The sequence below is a fragment of the Janibacter melonis genome (assembly GCF_003721155.3).
GTDB classification, from domain to species: domain Bacteria; phylum Actinomycetota; class Actinomycetes; order Actinomycetales; family Dermatophilaceae; genus Marihabitans; species Marihabitans melonis.
Map to the genome: position 1 here is coordinate 2,340,113 of NZ_CP044548.2, position 15,559 is coordinate 2,355,671.

Genomic DNA, 15,559 nt, shown 5'->3' on the forward strand with positions numbered 1-15,559 from the left:
GACGTCCCCCCGACCTTACGACCCGTCGTGGGGCACGCGGTCGGCGAGCACGCGCATCCGCCCGCCGCGGCGGAAGCCGTGGTCGACGCCCCAGAGCACGGCCTGGCTGCGCGACGTCACCCCCATCGTCGCGTAGGCGGCGCGGATGTAGGACTTCACGGAGTTGATGCTGAGGTAGCAGGCGCGGGCGATCTCCTGGTTGCTCAGCCCCTCGGTGATGAGTGCGACGACCTCCGACTGGCGCGGGGTGAGGCCCTCGGCGCGTCCCGGCCAGTCGGCCGGCCGGGGCTGGTCGTCGACGGGCTCGGTCTCGGCGGTGAGGACGACCCGCTCGCCGGCCTGCACCCGCTCGACCGCGTCGACGAGCTCGCGCGCTGACGCGGACTTGCGCACGACGCCCGACAGCCGCGCGTCCTGCGCGACCTCGTCGACCCAGGGCCCGACCTCCCACGTGTAGAGCACGGTGTGCCCGACCATGTCGTCGGCGGTGAGCAGGTCGAGGTCGCGGTGGCCCGAGCTGGTGATCGCATAGGCGTCGTACAGCGCGACGTCGACGGGTTGGGAGACGAGGACCCCGCAGTCGACCTCGACGACGTGCACGCGGTCGGCGAAGGGGGCGAGCATCGCCGCGACACCGCGGGCGACCACCTCGAAGTCGTTGAGGACGGCGAGACGGATCGGCTGGCGTGCGTCGGGGTCGGGCATCTCTCGACCGTAGCGGCGAAGGGGTCAGCCCGGGCCGGGGAGCAGCTGCAGCTCGTTGTCGTCGGGATCGGTCAGGGCGACCCCCTCGGGGTCGTCGGCGACCCCGGTGCGAGTGGCGCCGAGACCCACGAGCCGCTCGACCTCCTCCTCGAGGGGGCCGTCGGCGACGAGGTCGAGACGCAGGCGGTTGCGCCCGTGCTTCGGGGCGACCGGGGCCCCGCCCCACGTGATCTTCGGCCCGCCGTGCGGTGACTGGACGGCGGTCTCGTCGTCCTCGTCCCACACGAGCGGCCAGCCGAGCGCCTCGCTCCAGAAGACCCCGGTCACCCGGCGACCGTCTCCGGAGAGCGCCCCCACCCGGCCGGTGCCGGCGAGGAAGCGGTTGCCCTCCTCGACGACGCACAGCTCGCCCCCTTCGGGGTCGGCGAGCACGACGTGCGTCGCGTCGTCGCCCTGCCCGACGTCGAGATAGGTCGCGCCGAGCGACAGGGCGAGCTCGACGACATGGGCCTGCCCGCCGGGCACGTCGCTCGTGAGGTCGAGGTGCGTGCGGTCGAGGCCGCGCCGGGGCTCGGTGCTGCGCCGGAAGCGGATCGCGAGATCGCCCGGGCCGGCGGCGGGCAGCAGGTCGCCGCGCACCTCGCGCTCGAGGACCGCGCCCCAGAAGGCGGCCAGCCGCTCGGGGTCGGCTGCGTCGATGCTCAGGGCCTGCAGATGTGCCGTCATCGCCCACTCCTTCGTCGTCCCGCCAGCCTAGGACCGCCGCCTAGCCTCGTGGGGTGGACGAGGAGAGCGAGCACGAGGTCGTCCGACGGGTCGACGCGGCGATGGCGGCCAGCCCGCGGGCGGCTCACCTGCGGCCGGCGGAGCGGGACCGGGCCGCGGTGGACGCGCCGCTCGCCATCGGGTCGGGGCAGACGAGCTCTCAGCCGCGCACCGTGCGCGACATGCTCGTGCTTCTCGACGTCCGTGCGGGCCAGCGCGTCCTCGACGTCGGCGCGGGGTCGTGCTGGACGACGGCGATCCTCGCCCGTCTCGTCGGCCCCGACGGCCGGGTGCTCGGCGTCGAGCGCCTGCCCGAGGTGCTCGCGCTCGGCCGGGCCGCCCTCGCGCGCGCTGACCTGCCGCAGGCCTGGGTGCGGCTGGCTGACCCCCGCCACCTCGGGGCACCCGGCGACGTCCCCTTCGAGCGCGTCCTCGTCTCCGCGATGGCGGGGCGGCTGCCCGAGGAGCTGGTCGCGCAGCTGACGCCGGACGGCGTCATGGTCGTGCCGGTGGCCGGTGAGATGCTCCGCGTGCAGCGGCGGGGCGAGGACGACCCTCTCGTGACGACCCACGGGCGCTACCGCTTCGTCCCGCTCGTCACCTGAGCCCCCACCTGAGCCCCCCCACCTGACGCCCCGCTCAGACCCCCCGCGGTACCCCCCAAGGGGTGGTCCCGCTCCCCGGCCGTCGGTGCTGGTCCGGCGGTTACTGTCGCCAGATGAGCTTCGAGCTGACCAAGACCATGCAGGCGGCGAGCGCCGGCTACGGGCTGTACTGCCTGGCCAAGCCGTCGCACCTCGCGAGCGCCCTGCGCGAGCCGCGCAACCAGCGCGCGCTCGACCGGCTCGCCCGCACCTTCGCCGTCCGCGACATCCCCATCGCCGCGCTCGCCCTCGCCGGCCCGCCCGCCGCCCTGCCGTGGGCCGTCGGCGGCCGGGTGGCCTCCGACGTCGGCGACGCCCTGGTCCTCGGGGCGAGCACGAAGGGGTCGATCCGCACGAAGGTCCTCGCAGTCACCCTCGGGTGGGCCGCCCTCAACGCCCTCGCCTACGCAGCCGACACCCGTCGCCGCTGACTCAGCCGTAGTGCCGACCCAGCCGCGAGACGTACTGCGCCTCGAGATCACCACGACCGCACTCGTCGAGCAGACGCAGGCAGCGCCGGGCCAGCCCCCGGTGCCGGTAGCCGATGTCGGCGACGAGCGCGAGCACCGCGAGGTCGCGCACGGCCAGACCGGCAGGGTCTCGCACGTACAGCACGTCGGACTCGACGATCTGGCGCGAGTCGTGCTCCCACGGGTCGGCCCACTGGGTCGGGGCGAGCGGCCAGGTCCGGTGCTGGACGACCTGCAGGGGCATCAGCCCCATCGAGCGCAGCTGGGCGTCGAGCTCGCCGGCGGTCGGCTGGCCCTCGTACAGCGGCCAGAAGCCCATCTCGAGCTGCACCGCGAGGACCCGCTCGAGGGCGTGCTCGCCGCTGCGCAGCACGGCGAGCTCGCTGCCCTGCACGTCGACCTTGAGCAGGTCGACCGGCCCGAGGTCGGGCACGTCGTCGAGGCGCACCGTGTCGATCTCGACCTCGTCGACGACGCGGCCCAGCCGCTCGAAGTCGACGAGGTTCGCGAGCCGCATCGGGTCGGGGCGCAGCAGGCTCGAGAAGCCCTGCTCCTCGCACACGTGGAGCACGTGCCGACCTCCGTCGCCGACGGCGTGCGGCAGGTAGCGCTCGTGCGGACCGGCCAGCCCGCGCAGCCGCTCCATGGCCTCGGGCAGCGGCTCGAAGCCGGTGACCCGCGCCAGTCCCGCGTCGAGCAGGTCGACGTACGGCACCTCGTCGTCGAGGGGGTTGGCCCCCACGTCGAGGACGTGCACGGGCGCGTGCTCGAGCACCCTCTCGGGCAGCATCGGTCGGTCCACGATCAGGTCCCCTGTCGTCTCGGAGTCGGCGCGACTCACCCTAGGACCAGCCCCACATCGACCCGGCGCCCGGGGGCGCCCGCACGGAAGGCGGCGACGTCATCAGCGAGATCGTCCTGAGCGAGGTGCGCAGCAACCGGCTGCGCGCCACCGGCCCGGTCGTGCGGCACGTGCCGCGGGGCCATGCCTACGTCGACGCCCTCGTCGGCGCCGAGCCCGCTCACCTCCACCCCGCGGACCCGCCCGTGCCCGGCGCCCCGGCCGGTCAGTGGTGGCCCCACCCGGCGCTCACCCCGCGCTGGGTCGCCGACCACGCGCACGAGATCGACGTCCTGCACGTCCACTTCGGCTTCGAGCACCTCGGGGTCGACGACGTCCGTCACCTCGTCGCGAGCCTGCGCGCCCATGACATCCGGCTGGTCCTCACCGTGCACGACCTCGTCGACCCGCACGGCACCGGCGAGCGCTACGGGCGCGTCCTCGGCGAGCTCGTCGGCTCCGCCGACGCCCTGACGACCCTCACCCCGGGCGCGGCCGCCGAGGTCGAGCGCCGCTTCGGCCGGCGGCCCCAGGTCATCTCGCACCCGCCGCTCGTGCCCGCCGGGGTGCTCCCGGCCCGCCGGACCGGGTCCCCCTTCGTCGTCGGTCTGCACCTGAAGTCGTTGCGCGCCAACGTCGCCGCCCTGCCGGTCCTCGACGCGTGCGCCGACGCCGTCGCCGGCCTCGACGACGCGCAGCTGCGCGTCCACCTCCACGAGGACGTCACCCGACCCGACCACCCGCGCCATGACCCGGAGGTGCTGCGGCGGCTCGCCCGGGCCCGCGCCGACGGTGCCGACGTGCGCGTGCACGCCCCGCTCGACGACGCCCAGCTGTGGCGCGACCTCGCCCAGACCTCGCTCGCCGTGCTGCCCTACACCGACGGCACCCACTCGGGCTGGCTCGAGATGTGCCACGACCTCGGCACCCGGGTGCTCGCGCCCGACCTCGGCTTCTACGCCCAGCAGCGTCCCGTCCTCACCTACCGTCACGACGACCTCACCGCCAGCGTCGAGCGCGCCGTGCACGAGGCCCACGCCCGGTGGGCGCAGGGCGAGCCGGCCCCGGGAGGCGACGCCCGCGTCCTCGCGGCGGAGCTCGAGAGCGCCCGGGCCGCGCACCGCGAGGTCTACCTGGGCGTCGCCGAGGACCGCGTCGTGCGCGGGGCATGAGCGTCGTCCACCTCGTGCCCGGCCCGGGGTCTCACGGCGTCGTCCGGCACGCGCTCACCCTCCTCGCCCAGCCGCCCCTGACGGGCAGCCCCGTCGTGCGCGGGCGGCACCTCGGCTCGCCGCCCGGTCTGCACCCCCGCCTGGCGCACCTCCACGTCACCGACCACCTCTGGGGCGAGAGCCCCGACGCCGCCGCGGCGGCGGTCGAGCGGGTGGCGCAGCGCTGCCCGGTCTCCCTGACCCTGCACGACCTGCCCCAGGAGGGCGAAGGGGCAGAGCGCCGCGCCCGCCGGGCGGCGGGGTACCGGCGGATGGTCGCGGCTGCCCGCGGCGTCGTCGTCGCCTCTGAGCACGAGCGCGAGCTCCTCCTCGCCTGCCTCGACGGCGGGCCGGTGCCTCCGGTCGAGGTCGTGCCGCTGCCGCTCGACGCGCCGGACCTCAGCCCCTCGCGGCCGCCCGGCAGCGGCGAGGTCGCCGTCCTCGGCTACCTCTACCCCGGAAAGGGGCATCTCGACGTCCTCGACGCGATGGCGGGCCTGCCGCCGAGCACCGGCTTCGCCGCGCTCGGCGCGCACTCCCCCGGTCATGACGACCTCGTCGGCGCCGTCGTGGCCACCGCGCGCGCCCAGGGTCGCGTCGCCCGCGTCACCGGCTGGCTCGCCGACGCAGCGATGCACGAGGAGGCCCGCCGGGTCGCGGTGCCCGTCGTCGCCCCGGTGCACGTCTCCGCCTCCGGCTCGGTCGGGTCCTGGATCGCGGCCGGTCGCCGTCCGCTCGCGACGACGAACCCCTACGTCGTCGAGCTCGCCCGGCGCTGCCCCGGCTCGGTGACGCTCGTCGAGCGCGACGACCTGCCCGCCGCGATCGCCCGGGCCCTCGCCGACCCGACCTCGACCTGGCTCGAGCCCTCGGTGCCGATCGGCCCGAGCACCGCCGAGGTCGCGCAGACCTACTCCGACGTGCTCGCCGGCTGGGCACGATGACCCCCGACATCGGGGTCGTCGTCCCGTACTACGACGACCAGCGCGGGCTCGACCTGCTCCTCGCCGCCCTCGACCAGCAGGACTGCGCCGGCCGCTTCGAGGTCGTCGTCGCCGACGACGGGTCGCCGGTCGCCCCGACGGTGGGCGAGCACCCCTTCGCCGTCCGCGTCGTGCGCCAGGCCGACGCCGGCTTCCGCGCGGCCGCCGCGCGCAACCTCGGCGCTGCGCACACCGACGCCCCGGTCCTGTGCTTCCTCGACGGCGACACCCTGCCGACGCCGGGCTACCTCGGTGCGCTCGCCGCGGTCGTCGCGGCCGGTGACGAGCGCGGTGTGCTCGCCGTCGGGCGACGCCGGCACGCCGAGCTCTCCGGCCATGCCCCCGAGGACGTCGTGCGCTGGCTGGCAGGCGAGCCGGTCGACGTGACGGCGCTGCCGGACCCGCAGTGGCTCGCCCGGGGCTACGCCGAGACCGACGACCTCGCGAGCGCGGATGCCGGCGGCTTCCGGCTCGTCATCTCCGCGGTCCTCGCCTGCGACGCGGAGCTCTTCGCCCGGGTCGGCGGCTTCGACGAGGACTTCGTCGGCTACGGCGGCGAGGACTGGGAGCTGGGCCACCGGGCCTGGCTCGCCGGCGCCGCCCTGCGGCACGTGCCCGGCGCCGTCGCCTGGCACGACGGCCCCGACGCCGGCGGCCGCGCCCCCGACCACCTCGCGAAGACCGTCGAGACCCTGCGGGTGGCCTCCCGGGTCGCCGCGCCCGGTGCGCGCCACCCCGGTCTCGTGTGGCCCCACCCCGCCGTGAGCGTCGAGCTCGACGACACCGGGTGCGACCCGGCCGCCGTCCTCGCCTGCTGCGCCGACCTGCTCGCCGTGCCCGACGTCCGGGTGCACCTGCGATCCGGCGAGTGCACCACCACCCCCGGGTGGCCGATCTCGGACCCCCGCGTCGTGAGCGGCCCGGAGCCGGCGGCGACAGCCGCGCGCCGGGCCTGGCACGTGCAGGTGACGCGCCCGGTCCTGCTCGACGTCGACGTGCACGCGCTGTGCGCGCGCGGCGAGGCAGCCTACGACGACGCGCTCGTCGTCACCGAGACCCGCAGCCGCGCGCTCGGCCTCCCCCCGCCGCCAGCCCGGTCGGGCGCGGGGGTGCTCCGCGACCTGCCCGCGAGGGTGAGCCTCGAGGGCCTGTGGGGATGGGGCGACCCGAGCGCCCCGTGACCCCGAGTCAGTTCGCGTCGCCGGTCGTCAGCCCTCGCCGACGGTCACCGCCTCGACCGCCTCCCACACGGTGCGGATGGTCTGCGCGACCGCGACGTCGTCGGTCGTGTAGCCGCTCACCGAGAAGCGCATGACCGCCCGGTCGTGCCACCTGCTCGCGCTGGGGTAGACGAGCCCGTCCTCGTGCAGCCGGGCGAGGACCGCCAGGGTCGTCTCGTCGTCGACGGCCGCGACGGTGACCTGGGTGTAGACGACGTCGTTGAGCACGGTGAGACCCGGCACCTCGGCCAGACCCATCGCCAGGCCACGGGCGGAGCGCACGAGACGGTCGACGAGGTCGACGAGACCGGACCTGCCGAGCGAGCGCAGGGCCGCCCACACGGGCACGCCGCGGGCCCGGCGGGACATCTCGGGGACGAGCTCGTGGGGGTCGGGCTCCTGCGAGTGCAGGAGGTAGTCGGCGGAGTGGCCGAAGGCGCGGCGCAGGGCACCCGCGTCACGGACGACGGCGATGCCGCTGTCGTAGGGCGTGCTCAGGGTCTTGTGGGCGTCGGTCGCCCAGGAGTCGGCGTCGGCCAGCCCGACGACGAGGTGGCGCAGGGCGGGCGAGGCCGCGGCCCACAGGCCGAAGGCGCCGTCGACGTGCACCCAGGCGCCGGCGTCGTGCGCCGCCGCGCAGATCGGGGCGAAGGGGTCGAAGCCCCCGGAGTGGATGTTTCCGGCCTGGGCGCAGACGACCGTCGGGGCGTCGTCCTGCCCGAGGGCCGCGCGCAGGGCGTCGGGGTCCATCCGGCCCTGGGCGTCGGCGGCGACCGGGGTCGGCGCCCCGAGCCCGAGGTAACGCAGGGCGAGGTCGACCGAGCCGTGCCGCTCGGCGCCGACGAGGGCCCGCAGGCGAGGTGCCCCCTGGATGCCCTGCGTCGCCACGTCCCACCCACGGGCGGCGAGCAGCGCGTCCCGGGCGGCGGCGAGCCCGGCGAGGTTGGCCGTCGTGCACCCGGTGACGAAGCCGACGGCGCTCGAGGACGGCAGGTCGAGCGCCTCGAGGAGCCACTGCCCCGCGACCTCCTCGACGGCGACGACGCCCGGGGTCGCGTCGCGCATGCCGGCGTTCTGGTCCCACGCGCTGACGAGCCAGTCGGCCCCGAGCGCGGCGGGGAGGGTGCCCCCCATGACCCACCCGAAGAAGCGGGGCGAGCCGATCGTCAGCAGACCCGGCTCGACGACGTCGACGAGCTCCTCGACGACGTCGACGGCGGGCATCCCCTGCTCGGGCAGGGACTCGGGCAGACGAGCGCGACCCGCGCCGACCGGCTGGGTCGCCGGGATCGGCCGGGTCGCGAGATCTGCACGCCAACGACGGGCCGCAGCCAGGGCCGCGGTCAGCTCGGGCGTGCGCTCGGGCGCCACCCACCCACGGTCCTCCTGCGGGGCGTCACCGCGCAAGAGGACCGTGGGCCGGGGTCACGGCAGCTTGTCGCCGCCCGGGCCGAAGCCGCTCGTGTCGGCGTGCAGCTCGCCGTCGTCGCCGCGGTGGATCGTGTCGGGCAGGTCCTCGCCACGACCGGGCAGGTGAGCGCTGCCCGCCTTGTCCTTGACGGTGCCGGCGGCGTCCTTCGCCGCGCCGGTCACCTTGTCGGCGACGACCGGTGCCTGAGTCTTCGCGGTGTCCTTGGCCTGGTCGACGGTGCGCTGCACCTTCGGGCTCGACCACAGCTGGCCGGCCTGGGTCTTGATCTGCTCGTAGCGCTGGCGCCCGGCGCGGGCACCGAGGACGTATCCGACGCCGACACCGGCGAGGAAGGAGATGCGGGCCATGAGATGCCTCCATGGGGTTGGGGAGGTCCCCACGATTACAGGTCGGAGGGGGCCGCGACGACCTTCGAAGGGGGGTGATCCGCCAGACCCTGGACGAGGCCGGCGCGATCGGGTCCCCCGCACCGCACCGTGCGCCACAGTGGGCTCATGACCACCTACGGACTCATCGTCATCGGCAGCGGACCGGCGGGGGTCGCCGCCGCTGCGTCCTACCTCGAGGCCGGCGGCGAGGGGCCGGTGCTGCTCCTCACCGCCGACGAGCACCCGCCCTACGAGCGTCCTCCGCTGAGCAAGGAGTCGCTGCGCGGCGGGGAGCCCGAGCTCACCCCCAACGCCTCGGCCGACGGGCTCGACGGGGTCGAGATCCGTCTCGGCACGACCGTCGACGCCGTCGATCTCGACGCCCGTGCCGTGCGGGCCGGGGGCGAGGAGATCCCCTTCGCCTCGCTCGTGCTCGCGCCCGGCGCGCACCCCCGGGTCCTCGACGGGGTGGACGCCGACGCGGAGGTACGCGTGCTGCGCACCTACGCCGACCTCGAGCGGCTCGCCGAGTCGGCCGGTCACGCCCGCACCGCGCTCGTCGTCGGGTCGGGCTTCATCGGCTGCGAGGCAGCGGTCTCCCTCGCGCTGCGAGGTCTCGACGTCACCGTCGTCTCGAGCGAGGCGACGCCCCAGGCCGACCGGCTCGGCGAGCGCGCGGGCGCGCTCGTCGAGGACCTGCTCGTCGGGCACGGCATCACGCTGCGCGGCGGGGTCCAGATCAGCGGCATCCGCGCCCCGCGCACCGTGCACCTCGACGACGGCACGACGATCGAGCCCGATCTCGTCCTCCTCGCCGTCGGCGTCGAGCCCTCGACGGGCTGGCTCGAGGGCAGCGGTCTGCAGCTGCACGAGGGCCGGGTCGTCGTCGACGAGCACCTCCGGGCGGAGGAGGGGGTCTTCGCCGCGGGCGACGCCGCCCGCGCGCACAACGCGACGGCCGGGCGGCCGATCCCCGTCGAGCACTGGTTCGACGCCGAGACGATGGGTTCGGTGGCCGGCACCTCGGCCGCGGGCCAGGACGCGACGTGGGACTCCGTGCCCGGCTTCTGGAGCCAGATCGGCGAGCACTGGCTCAAGTACGCCGCCTGGGGCGACGGCCACGACGAGCTCGAGGCCGTGGAGCGTCCCGGTGGGCTGACCGTCTGGTACGGCCGCGAGGGCACCCTCGTCGGCGTCCTCACCTACAACGCCGACGACGACTACGAGCGCGGCGAGCAGCTCGTCGCCCAGGCCGCCCCCTTCGCCGCAGGTCCCCGGGGCGACCAGACCGAGGGCGACGAGGAGGGCGAGGGCTGATCTCCCCCTTCGTCCCACCCGCCACAGCTTTCCCGCCCAGGGCGGGAAAGTCCGACGTCGGGAAAGAACATTTCCTTCCCGACGTCGAATGTTCCCGCCCTGGGCGGGAAAGCGCGGACACCGGCCGCGGGAGGATCGGCCCATGACCGTCGCACGCTCGATCCTGCTCTTCGTCCTCGCCGCGATCGCCGAGATCGGTGGCGCCTGGCTCGTCTGGCAGGGCATCCGCGAGCACCGCGGGCTGCTGTGGGTCGGCGCGGGGTTCGTCGCGCTCGGGATCTACGGGCTCGTCGCGACGCTGCAGCCCGATGCGAGCTTCGGGCGCGTGCTCGCGGCCTACGGCGGCATCTTCGTCGCCGGCTCGCTGCTGTGGGGCATGGTGGTCGACGGCTTCTGCCCGGACCGCTTCGACGTCGCGGGCGCGCTCGTGTGCCTCGTCGGGGTCGGGCTCATCATGTACGCGCCGCGCGGGGCCTGAGCGGGACACGACACGAGCGGTGGGTGGCTGAGGCGTGAGGTGCCGTCCCCTGGATGAGGTGACCATCGACCTGCACGCCGTGGCCCGGGGGACGAGACGGCCTGACCTGGCGTCGGCCGCGCCCGGCTCACCCGCCGAGGACCACCTCGTCGAGCGGGTCACCGGTGTCGAGGTAGAGCCGAGCGCCGGGCACGAGGGCCTCGGCGAGCCTGGCGAGCGCCCGGTCGCGGCCGCTTGGGTGACGACCGTCGAGCACGCCGACCCGGCAGGCCAGGGCGAGGTCGAAGGGGACGGTGCCCGGGGGCAGCTCGAGGTCCTCGACCGCCGCGCAGAGCACGCTCATCGTCCCCGCGGCGATCTCGTCGGCGCAGGCCGCGCGCGCGAGCTCGACGCCCCGGACCGAGCGGTCGACGACGAGGACGTGGCCCTGCGGACCCACCCGCTGCGCGACGAGGCGGGCGGCCGCACCGGGAGCACCCCCGATCTCGAGCACGCGCATCCCGGCGTGCAGCGGCAACGCGTCGACGACCGCGCGCAGCCGGGGCGAGACCGAGGAGGTCATATGAGGACCGTAGGCCCCTGCGGTGACAGCGCCGACCCATAGGCTCGCCGTCGTGGACGACGTGACGCGCACCGACTACACCGGCACCGGCATCAGCGAGGACGAGCTCGCCCCGACCCCCTTGCAGCAGGTGCGCCGCTGGGTCGACGAGGCCGTCGAGCGCTCTCGGGCGCAGCCCGACGTCCCCGAGCCGCACGCGCTGTCCGTCGCGACGGTCGACGCCGACGGCATGCCAGACGTGCGCACCGTCCTCATGCGCGTGCTCGACGAGCGCGGGCCGGGCTTCTACACCGGGACGACGTCGACGAAGGGCGTGCACCTCGCCGCCAACCCGCAGGTTGCCGCCTCCCTCGTCTGGCCGGCGATGTTCCGCGCGATCCGCTTCCGCGGACGGGCCGAGCTGCTCGAACGCGACCTCGTCGAGGACTACTTCACCAGCCGCCCCTGGGGGTCGCGCATCTCCGCGTGGGCCTCGCACCAGTCGCAGCCCGCCGCCTCGCGTGCCGAGCTGCAGCGCGCCTACGACGAGGCGGCGGCACGGTGGCCCGACACGGGCAGCCGCGACGACGTGCCGGTCCCGGACTTCTGGGGCGGGTATCGCATCGTGTGCGACGAGGTCGAGCTGTGGGGCGGGCGCCGAGACCGGCTGCACGACCGCCTCGTCCTCACCCGTGTCGCCGAGGGCTCGCTCGAGGACGCCGCGGCCTGGCGTCTGCACCGCCGTCAGCCGTGATCGCCCACGTCGCCGGCTCGGGCACCTAGGTGCCGAGCGCCGGCGGCGGGTGGTCGCCCTTGACGACGTAGTAGGAGCCGCGGATCGTCCCCGCGAGCTTCGAGCGCTGGCGGGCGAACTTGAAGGCGCCGAGCTCGGCGGGCACCTCCATGCCGTCGGAGAGCTTGAGCCCGACGGCGCGCTTGCCGCCCTCGTCAAGCGTCCACAGCGCGTTGACCGCGAGCCCGCTCTCGTAGAAGACGTGCGACCACCGCACGCCGTCGACCTCGAGGTCGCTCACCTCGAGGGCTGGCGAGGCGACGGCGATCTCGCGGAGGGCGAGCAGGTCGGTGACCCAGGCGAGGACCTCGGGGGCCTGCGCTGCGGGCACCGTGACGAAGGTGTGGCCGAACTTCGTCGAGAAGTACCGGGCCTCGTTGGCCCTCAGCCCGGCGAGAGCGTCGGCGACCGGCGAGGACTCCAGGCCGACCGTGGAGACGTCCGAGAAGTCGACGACGTAGCTCATGCAGGTCAGGCGAGACCCGCGAGGAAGGCGCGGAGCGTGCTCACGAAGTCGGCGGGCCGGGCGGCGTGGACCTCGTGACCGGCGTCGATCGTCACGACCCGGCCGTCGGGCAGCAGCTCGACGAGATCGGTGATGCTGTCCTGGGGGACGAAGCTCGCCGCGCCGCCCGCGACGACGAGAGTCGGCGCGGTGATCGCCGCGACCGTGGCCGGCCAGTGCGCGGCGGGCGAGTCGATCTCGGGGCGGACCTGCTCGACGACCCGCCAGTCGAAGTCCAGCACACCCTCCGGGCGCTGCGGGGTCGCCGGCTCGCGGGGTCGCAGCAGACCGACGTCCTCGAGGACGAGCCGGCGCACGAGGGCGGGGTCGCCGGCAGCGACCCGGCAGGCGACGAGGCCCCCGAGCGAGTGCCCGACGAGGTCGACGGGCGCACCGAGAGCGGGCAGGAGCCGGCGCACGTCCTGCGCCATGAGGTCGACCGAGTAGCGGCCGGGCCAGCTGCTGCGACCGTGGCCGCGCAGGTCGACCGCGTGGACGACCCGGTCGCCGGCGAGGTCATCGGCCACGACGCCCCAGTCCTGCGCCGTGAGCCCGGTGCCGGGCAGCAGGACGAGCGAAGGGAGGTCGCCGGGCTCTCCCCGGCTCACCACCGAGATCTCGACCTCGCCGACGCGGTACGCGCTCCTGTGCGCCATCTCGCGACCCTACGACGGGTGGTGGCCTCTGCCCGTCGGTCCAGGTCGACCTCGGTTCGACCGCCCGCCCGTGTTGGATGGTCCCGTGCCCGTCATCACCCGCGCCGACCTCGACGACGTCCGCCTGCTCACCTTCCTCCAGGAGCACCTCGACGACCTCGCCCCGACCGCGCCGCCCGAGAGCCGGCACGCCCTCGACGTCGACGGGCTGCGTGGACCCGGGGTGCGCATGTGGGTCGCGCACGACGGCGGCGACATCGTCGGCACGATCGCCCTCGCCGAGCTCGCCCTCGGGCACGACGAGCTGAAGAGCATGCGCACCGCCCCGCACCGCCGCGGGTCGGGGATCGGCCGCCTCCTCCTCGGGCACGCGCTCGACGACGCGCGGGAGCGCGGGGTCGGGCGGGTCTCGCTCGAGACGGGCAGCGCCGACTTCTTCGCGCCGGCCCGAGCGCTCTACCGCCGGGCCGGGTTCGTCGAGTGCGCCCCCTTCGCCTCCTACGTCGAGGACCCCCACAGCGTCTTCATGACGACCACCCTGCGCTGACCCCCTTCGCCTGGTCTCAGGCCTGCGCGACGGCGAGCACGACGACCGGGATGTCGAGGACCGCGTGGCACAGGACGCACGCCCACAGCGTGCGCCGCCACAGCAGGAGGGCGTACAGGACCGCGGCGCCGGGCAGGCCCGTGACGAGCCACGTCGGGCCGAAGTGGACGACGTGCGGGAGGGCGAAGACCGCGAGACCGACCGCCGCCGCCAGGCGCGGGTCGACCCGGGCACCGAGCCGCTCGACGACGTAGCCGCGCCACAGCACCTCCTCGGTGATCGCCACGGTGACGACGAGGGCCAGCGAGAGCCCGACGCCGAGCCGCACGAGCTCGCCCTCGGCGCTCGCGGCCTGATCTGCGGGCAGCAGGAGCGACGCGACCCACTGCCACGCGAGGGCGGCGCCGCCGAGGTAGCCCGCCCACGACAGGTCCTGCTCGGTCGGGCGCACGAGGCGCAGGGAGGTGAGGTCGAGGCGCTCGACACGCACGACGTAGAGCAGCAGCGCGGCGACGGCTAGCCAGTTCCACACGAGCACCCGCGAGGGACCGGGCAGGGGGACCTCGAGACCGACGAGACGGGCCAGGGCGGGCAGGTAGGTGGGCAGGTAGGCCAGCAGCAGACCGCCCGCGAGCACGGGCAGGGAGACCACCGGGCGGGTGGCCCGGTCGGCACGGGTGGTGGTCACGTCGTCCCCCTTCGTCCTCAGCAGAACACACACTAGAGCAGATCACTATATTTGCTCTAGTGTGGGTCTCGTGACCCCCGACCGACCCACCCCTCGCACTGCCCGAGGCGCGCCCGGGGTGATGCGCGAGGCGATCCTGCGGGCTGGCCTGACGACGATCGGCGACCGGGGCTACCGGCACGCGACAACCCGCGAGATCTGCCGGCGGGCGGGGGTGTCGAGCGGCACCTTCTTCCACTACTTCCCGACGAAGGCCGACCTCCTGCTCGCCCTGCTCGACCGGGGCGAGGACCAGCCCGCCGCACCGGACCTGCGAGCGTTCCTCGACGAGGTCGTCGCCGAGGCCGCCGACCCGGTCGTGCGCGCCTTCGTGCGCGAGGTGTCGACCCTGGCGGACGTCCCCGGGCTGGCCGAGGTGCTCGAGGCGGAGGAGACCGGGCGCCGGGCACGGCTCGTCGCCGCGCTCGTGACCGAGCGGGCGGCCGGGCGGGCCGGCACCGCCGTCGCCCTCGAGGAGCAGGTGCGCCGCGTCGAGCTGCTCGTCGCGGGCTACGAGTCGCTCGTCGCGACGAGCGAGGTCGACGCGCGCGCGCTCGGTCGCACGCTGCACGAGATGGCCCGGCTGACCCTGGCTACGCTCGCGCCATGACCTCCGACGTGGCCAGCGACCTCGCACCGACCGGCGTCCTGCGCGCCTCGATCAATCTCGGCAACTCGGTGCTCGCGCAGGGCACGCCGACCGATCCGTGCGGGGTCACCGTCGACATCGCCCGCGAGATCGGCGCCCGTCTCGACCTGCCCGTCGAGCTGGTCTGCTTCGATGCCGCCCGCAAGTCCTTCGAGGCGCTGACGAGCGACGCCGCCGACATCTGCTTCATGGCCGTCCAGCCCGCCCGGGCCGACGAGGTCGCCTTCACCGCGCCCTACGTCGTCATCGAAGGGGTCTTCGCCGTCCCCGTCGACTCCCCGGTCACCACGCCCGCCGAGGTCGACCGCCCCGGGGTGCGCATCGGGGTCAAGAAGGGCTCCGCCTACGACCTCTACCTCACCCGCACGATCGAGCACGCGACGCTCGTCCGCGGCGAGGACGGCGTGCAGGCCTTCCTCGACGAGGGCCTCGACGTCGCCGCCGGCATCCGCCAGCCGATGACCGCCTTCGTCGAGGGTCACCCGCAGACGCGTCTCGTGCCTGAGCGCTTCATGCAGATCCAGCAGGCGGTCGGCACGACGAAGGCGCGTCGCCCCGAGACCGTCGCCTGGCTGAGCGGGGTCGTCGAGGAGCTCAAGGCCGGCGGCTTCGTCGCCGAGGCGCTCGAGCGGTCCGGGCGCGGGGACGTCACCGTCGCCCCTCCCGCCTGACGCATCACGCTGCGCCGGTGCCACGACGGGTCTAGG

Annotated in this window: 20 protein-coding genes; 11 read left to right on the plus strand and 9 right to left on the minus strand. The window is 75.1% G+C overall.

The window, feature by feature from the left end; genetic code table 11:
* Positions 1-15: 15 nt before the first annotated feature.
* Both EEW87_RS11150 and EEW87_RS11155 read right to left on the minus strand, forming a co-directional pair.
* Positions 16-705 (minus strand): response regulator transcription factor, encoded by a 690-nt coding sequence (locus EEW87_RS11150; RefSeq protein WP_123093441.1) that lies wholly within the window; start codon positions 703-705, stop codon positions 16-18.
* 24 nt (positions 706-729) lie between these two features.
* Complete coding sequence (locus EEW87_RS11155; protein ID WP_123093442.1) at positions 730-1,431, minus strand: VOC family protein; 702 nt, start codon at positions 1,429-1,431, stop codon at positions 730-732.
* A gap of 53 nt (positions 1,432-1,484) precedes the next feature.
* Between EEW87_RS11155 and EEW87_RS11160 the strand changes: the two genes are divergently transcribed.
* Both EEW87_RS11160 and EEW87_RS11165 read left to right on the plus strand, forming a co-directional pair.
* A complete protein-coding gene (locus EEW87_RS11160) occupies positions 1,485-2,075 on the plus strand; it encodes a protein-L-isoaspartate O-methyltransferase family protein (RefSeq protein WP_123093443.1) in 591 nt (196 codons plus the stop codon).
* A 113-nt stretch (positions 2,076-2,188) separates the two neighbouring features.
* Complete coding sequence (locus EEW87_RS11165; protein ID WP_123093444.1) at positions 2,189-2,545, plus strand: hypothetical protein; 357 nt, start codon at positions 2,189-2,191, stop codon at positions 2,543-2,545.
* A gap of 1 nt (position 2,546) precedes the next feature.
* On the opposite strand, the gene EEW87_RS11170 is transcribed toward EEW87_RS11165, so the two are convergent.
* Positions 2,547-3,386: an FkbM family methyltransferase gene (locus EEW87_RS11170; RefSeq protein ID WP_123093445.1), complete on the minus strand. Its 840-nt coding sequence runs from the start codon at positions 3,384-3,386 to the stop codon at positions 2,547-2,549.
* Between the two features lie 125 nt (positions 3,387-3,511).
* Here EEW87_RS11170 and EEW87_RS11175 point away from each other — a divergent pair, with 125 nt between their 5' ends.
* Genes EEW87_RS11175 through EEW87_RS11185 form a run of 3 tightly spaced genes read left to right on the plus strand, consistent with a single transcriptional unit; the run spans position 3,512 to position 6,800 of the window.
* On the plus strand, positions 3,512-4,597 hold the full coding sequence (locus EEW87_RS11175; RefSeq protein ID WP_123093446.1) for a glycosyltransferase family protein: 1,086 nt from the start codon (positions 3,512-3,514) through the stop codon (positions 4,595-4,597).
* Positions 4,594-5,580, plus strand: a complete 987-nt coding sequence (locus EEW87_RS11180) for a glycosyltransferase (RefSeq protein ID WP_123093447.1) — start codon at positions 4,594-4,596, stop codon at positions 5,578-5,580. Before EEW87_RS11175 ends, EEW87_RS11180 begins: the two co-directional genes overlap by 4 nt.
* On the plus strand, positions 5,577-6,800 hold the full coding sequence (locus EEW87_RS11185; RefSeq protein WP_123093448.1) for a glycosyltransferase: 1,224 nt from the start codon (positions 5,577-5,579) through the stop codon (positions 6,798-6,800). The genes EEW87_RS11180 and EEW87_RS11185 overlap by 4 nt, the downstream gene beginning before the upstream one ends.
* 27 nt (positions 6,801-6,827) lie before the next feature.
* Here EEW87_RS11185 and EEW87_RS11190 read toward each other — a convergent pair whose 3' ends face one another.
* Both EEW87_RS11190 and EEW87_RS11195 read right to left on the minus strand, forming a co-directional pair.
* A complete protein-coding gene (locus EEW87_RS11190) occupies positions 6,828-8,210 on the minus strand; it encodes a pyridoxal phosphate-dependent decarboxylase family protein (RefSeq protein WP_123093449.1) in 1,383 nt (460 codons plus the stop codon).
* A 54-nt stretch (positions 8,211-8,264) separates the two neighbouring features.
* A complete protein-coding gene (locus EEW87_RS11195; protein ID WP_123093450.1) occupies positions 8,265-8,618 on the minus strand; it encodes a hypothetical protein in 354 nt (117 codons plus the stop codon).
* A gap of 147 nt (positions 8,619-8,765) precedes the next feature.
* On the opposite strand from EEW87_RS11195, the gene EEW87_RS11200 reads away from it, so the two are divergent.
* On the plus strand, positions 8,766-9,956 hold the full coding sequence (locus EEW87_RS11200; RefSeq protein ID WP_123093451.1) for an NAD(P)/FAD-dependent oxidoreductase: 1,191 nt from the start codon (positions 8,766-8,768) through the stop codon (positions 9,954-9,956).
* Between the two features lie 142 nt (positions 9,957-10,098).
* A complete protein-coding gene (locus EEW87_RS11205) occupies positions 10,099-10,434 on the plus strand; it encodes a YnfA family protein (RefSeq protein ID WP_123093452.1) in 336 nt (111 codons plus the stop codon).
* A gap of 127 nt (positions 10,435-10,561) precedes the next feature.
* Here the strand turns inward: EEW87_RS11205 and EEW87_RS11210 are convergent, their stop codons facing one another.
* Positions 10,562-10,996, minus strand: a complete 435-nt coding sequence (locus tag EEW87_RS11210) for a class I SAM-dependent methyltransferase (protein WP_123093453.1) — start codon at positions 10,994-10,996, stop codon at positions 10,562-10,564.
* 52 nt (positions 10,997-11,048) lie between these two features.
* Here EEW87_RS11210 and pdxH point away from each other — a divergent pair, with 52 nt between their 5' ends.
* Positions 11,049-11,729, plus strand: coding sequence for a pyridoxamine 5'-phosphate oxidase (gene pdxH / locus EEW87_RS11215; RefSeq protein WP_123093454.1), 681 nt, complete (start codon positions 11,049-11,051; stop codon positions 11,727-11,729).
* A gap of 25 nt (positions 11,730-11,754) precedes the next feature.
* Here the strand turns inward: pdxH and EEW87_RS11220 are convergent, their stop codons facing one another.
* Entirely contained in the window at positions 11,755-12,234 is a 480-nt protein-coding gene (locus EEW87_RS11220; protein ID WP_123093455.1) for a phage tail protein, read from the minus strand.
* A gap of 5 nt (positions 12,235-12,239) precedes the next feature.
* Positions 12,240-12,929 carry an alpha/beta fold hydrolase gene (locus EEW87_RS11225; protein WP_123093456.1) on the minus strand — a complete coding sequence of 230 codons (690 nt, stop codon included), beginning with the start codon at positions 12,927-12,929 and terminating at the stop codon, positions 12,240-12,242.
* 85 nt (positions 12,930-13,014) lie between these two features.
* Between EEW87_RS11225 and EEW87_RS11230 the strand changes: the two genes are divergently transcribed.
* The gene (locus EEW87_RS11230) at positions 13,015-13,476 is read left to right on the plus strand and encodes a GNAT family N-acetyltransferase (RefSeq protein WP_123093457.1); all 462 of its coding nucleotides are present in this window, start codon (positions 13,015-13,017) and stop codon (positions 13,474-13,476) included.
* A gap of 16 nt (positions 13,477-13,492) precedes the next feature.
* Here the strand turns inward: EEW87_RS11230 and EEW87_RS11235 are convergent, their stop codons facing one another.
* Positions 13,493-14,164 carry a CPBP family intramembrane glutamic endopeptidase gene (locus EEW87_RS11235; protein WP_163562439.1) on the minus strand — a complete coding sequence of 224 codons (672 nt, stop codon included), beginning with the start codon at positions 14,162-14,164 and terminating at the stop codon, positions 13,493-13,495.
* A 70-nt stretch (positions 14,165-14,234) separates the two neighbouring features.
* On the opposite strand from EEW87_RS11235, the gene EEW87_RS16830 reads away from it, so the two are divergent.
* Together EEW87_RS16830 and EEW87_RS11245 are read left to right on the plus strand one after the other, a co-directional pair.
* Positions 14,235-14,813 (plus strand): TetR/AcrR family transcriptional regulator, encoded by a 579-nt coding sequence (locus EEW87_RS16830; RefSeq protein WP_205473712.1) that lies wholly within the window; start codon positions 14,235-14,237, stop codon positions 14,811-14,813.
* Positions 14,810-15,523 (plus strand): transporter substrate-binding domain-containing protein, encoded by a 714-nt coding sequence (locus EEW87_RS11245; protein ID WP_123093459.1) that lies wholly within the window; start codon positions 14,810-14,812, stop codon positions 15,521-15,523. The genes EEW87_RS16830 and EEW87_RS11245 overlap by 4 nt, the downstream gene beginning before the upstream one ends.
* The last annotated feature ends 36 nt before the right edge of the window (positions 15,524-15,559 follow it).

Bases quoted from the DNA above. Each gene is read 5' to 3' on its own strand.
- EEW87_RS11150 (WP_123093441.1), bottom strand. From the start codon at position 705: ATGCCCGACCCCGACGCACGCCAGCCGATCCGTCTCGCCGTCCTCAAC.
- EEW87_RS11155 (WP_123093442.1), bottom strand. From the start codon at position 1,431: ATGACGGCACATCTGCAGGCCCTGAGCATCGACGCAGCCGACCCCGAG.
- EEW87_RS11165 (WP_123093444.1), top strand. From the start codon at position 2,189: ATGAGCTTCGAGCTGACCAAGACCATGCAGGCGGCGAGCGCCGGCTAC.
- EEW87_RS11180 (WP_123093447.1), top strand. From the start codon at position 4,594: ATGAGCGTCGTCCACCTCGTGCCCGGCCCGGGGTCTCACGGCGTCGTC.
- EEW87_RS11185 (WP_123093448.1), top strand. From the start codon at position 5,577: ATGACCCCCGACATCGGGGTCGTCGTCCCGTACTACGACGACCAGCGC.
- EEW87_RS11195 (WP_123093450.1), bottom strand. From the start codon at position 8,618: ATGGCCCGCATCTCCTTCCTCGCCGGTGTCGGCGTCGGATACGTCCTC.
- EEW87_RS11200 (WP_123093451.1), top strand. From the start codon at position 8,766: ATGACCACCTACGGACTCATCGTCATCGGCAGCGGACCGGCGGGGGTC.
- EEW87_RS11205 (WP_123093452.1), top strand. From the start codon at position 10,099: ATGACCGTCGCACGCTCGATCCTGCTCTTCGTCCTCGCCGCGATCGCC.
- EEW87_RS11210 (WP_123093453.1), bottom strand. From the start codon at position 10,996: ATGACCTCCTCGGTCTCGCCCCGGCTGCGCGCGGTCGTCGACGCGTTG.
- EEW87_RS11220 (WP_123093455.1), bottom strand. From the start codon at position 12,234: ATGAGCTACGTCGTCGACTTCTCGGACGTCTCCACGGTCGGCCTGGAG.
- EEW87_RS11225 (WP_123093456.1), bottom strand. From the start codon at position 12,929: ATGGCGCACAGGAGCGCGTACCGCGTCGGCGAGGTCGAGATCTCGGTG.
- EEW87_RS11245 (WP_123093459.1), top strand. From the start codon at position 14,810: ATGACCTCCGACGTGGCCAGCGACCTCGCACCGACCGGCGTCCTGCGC.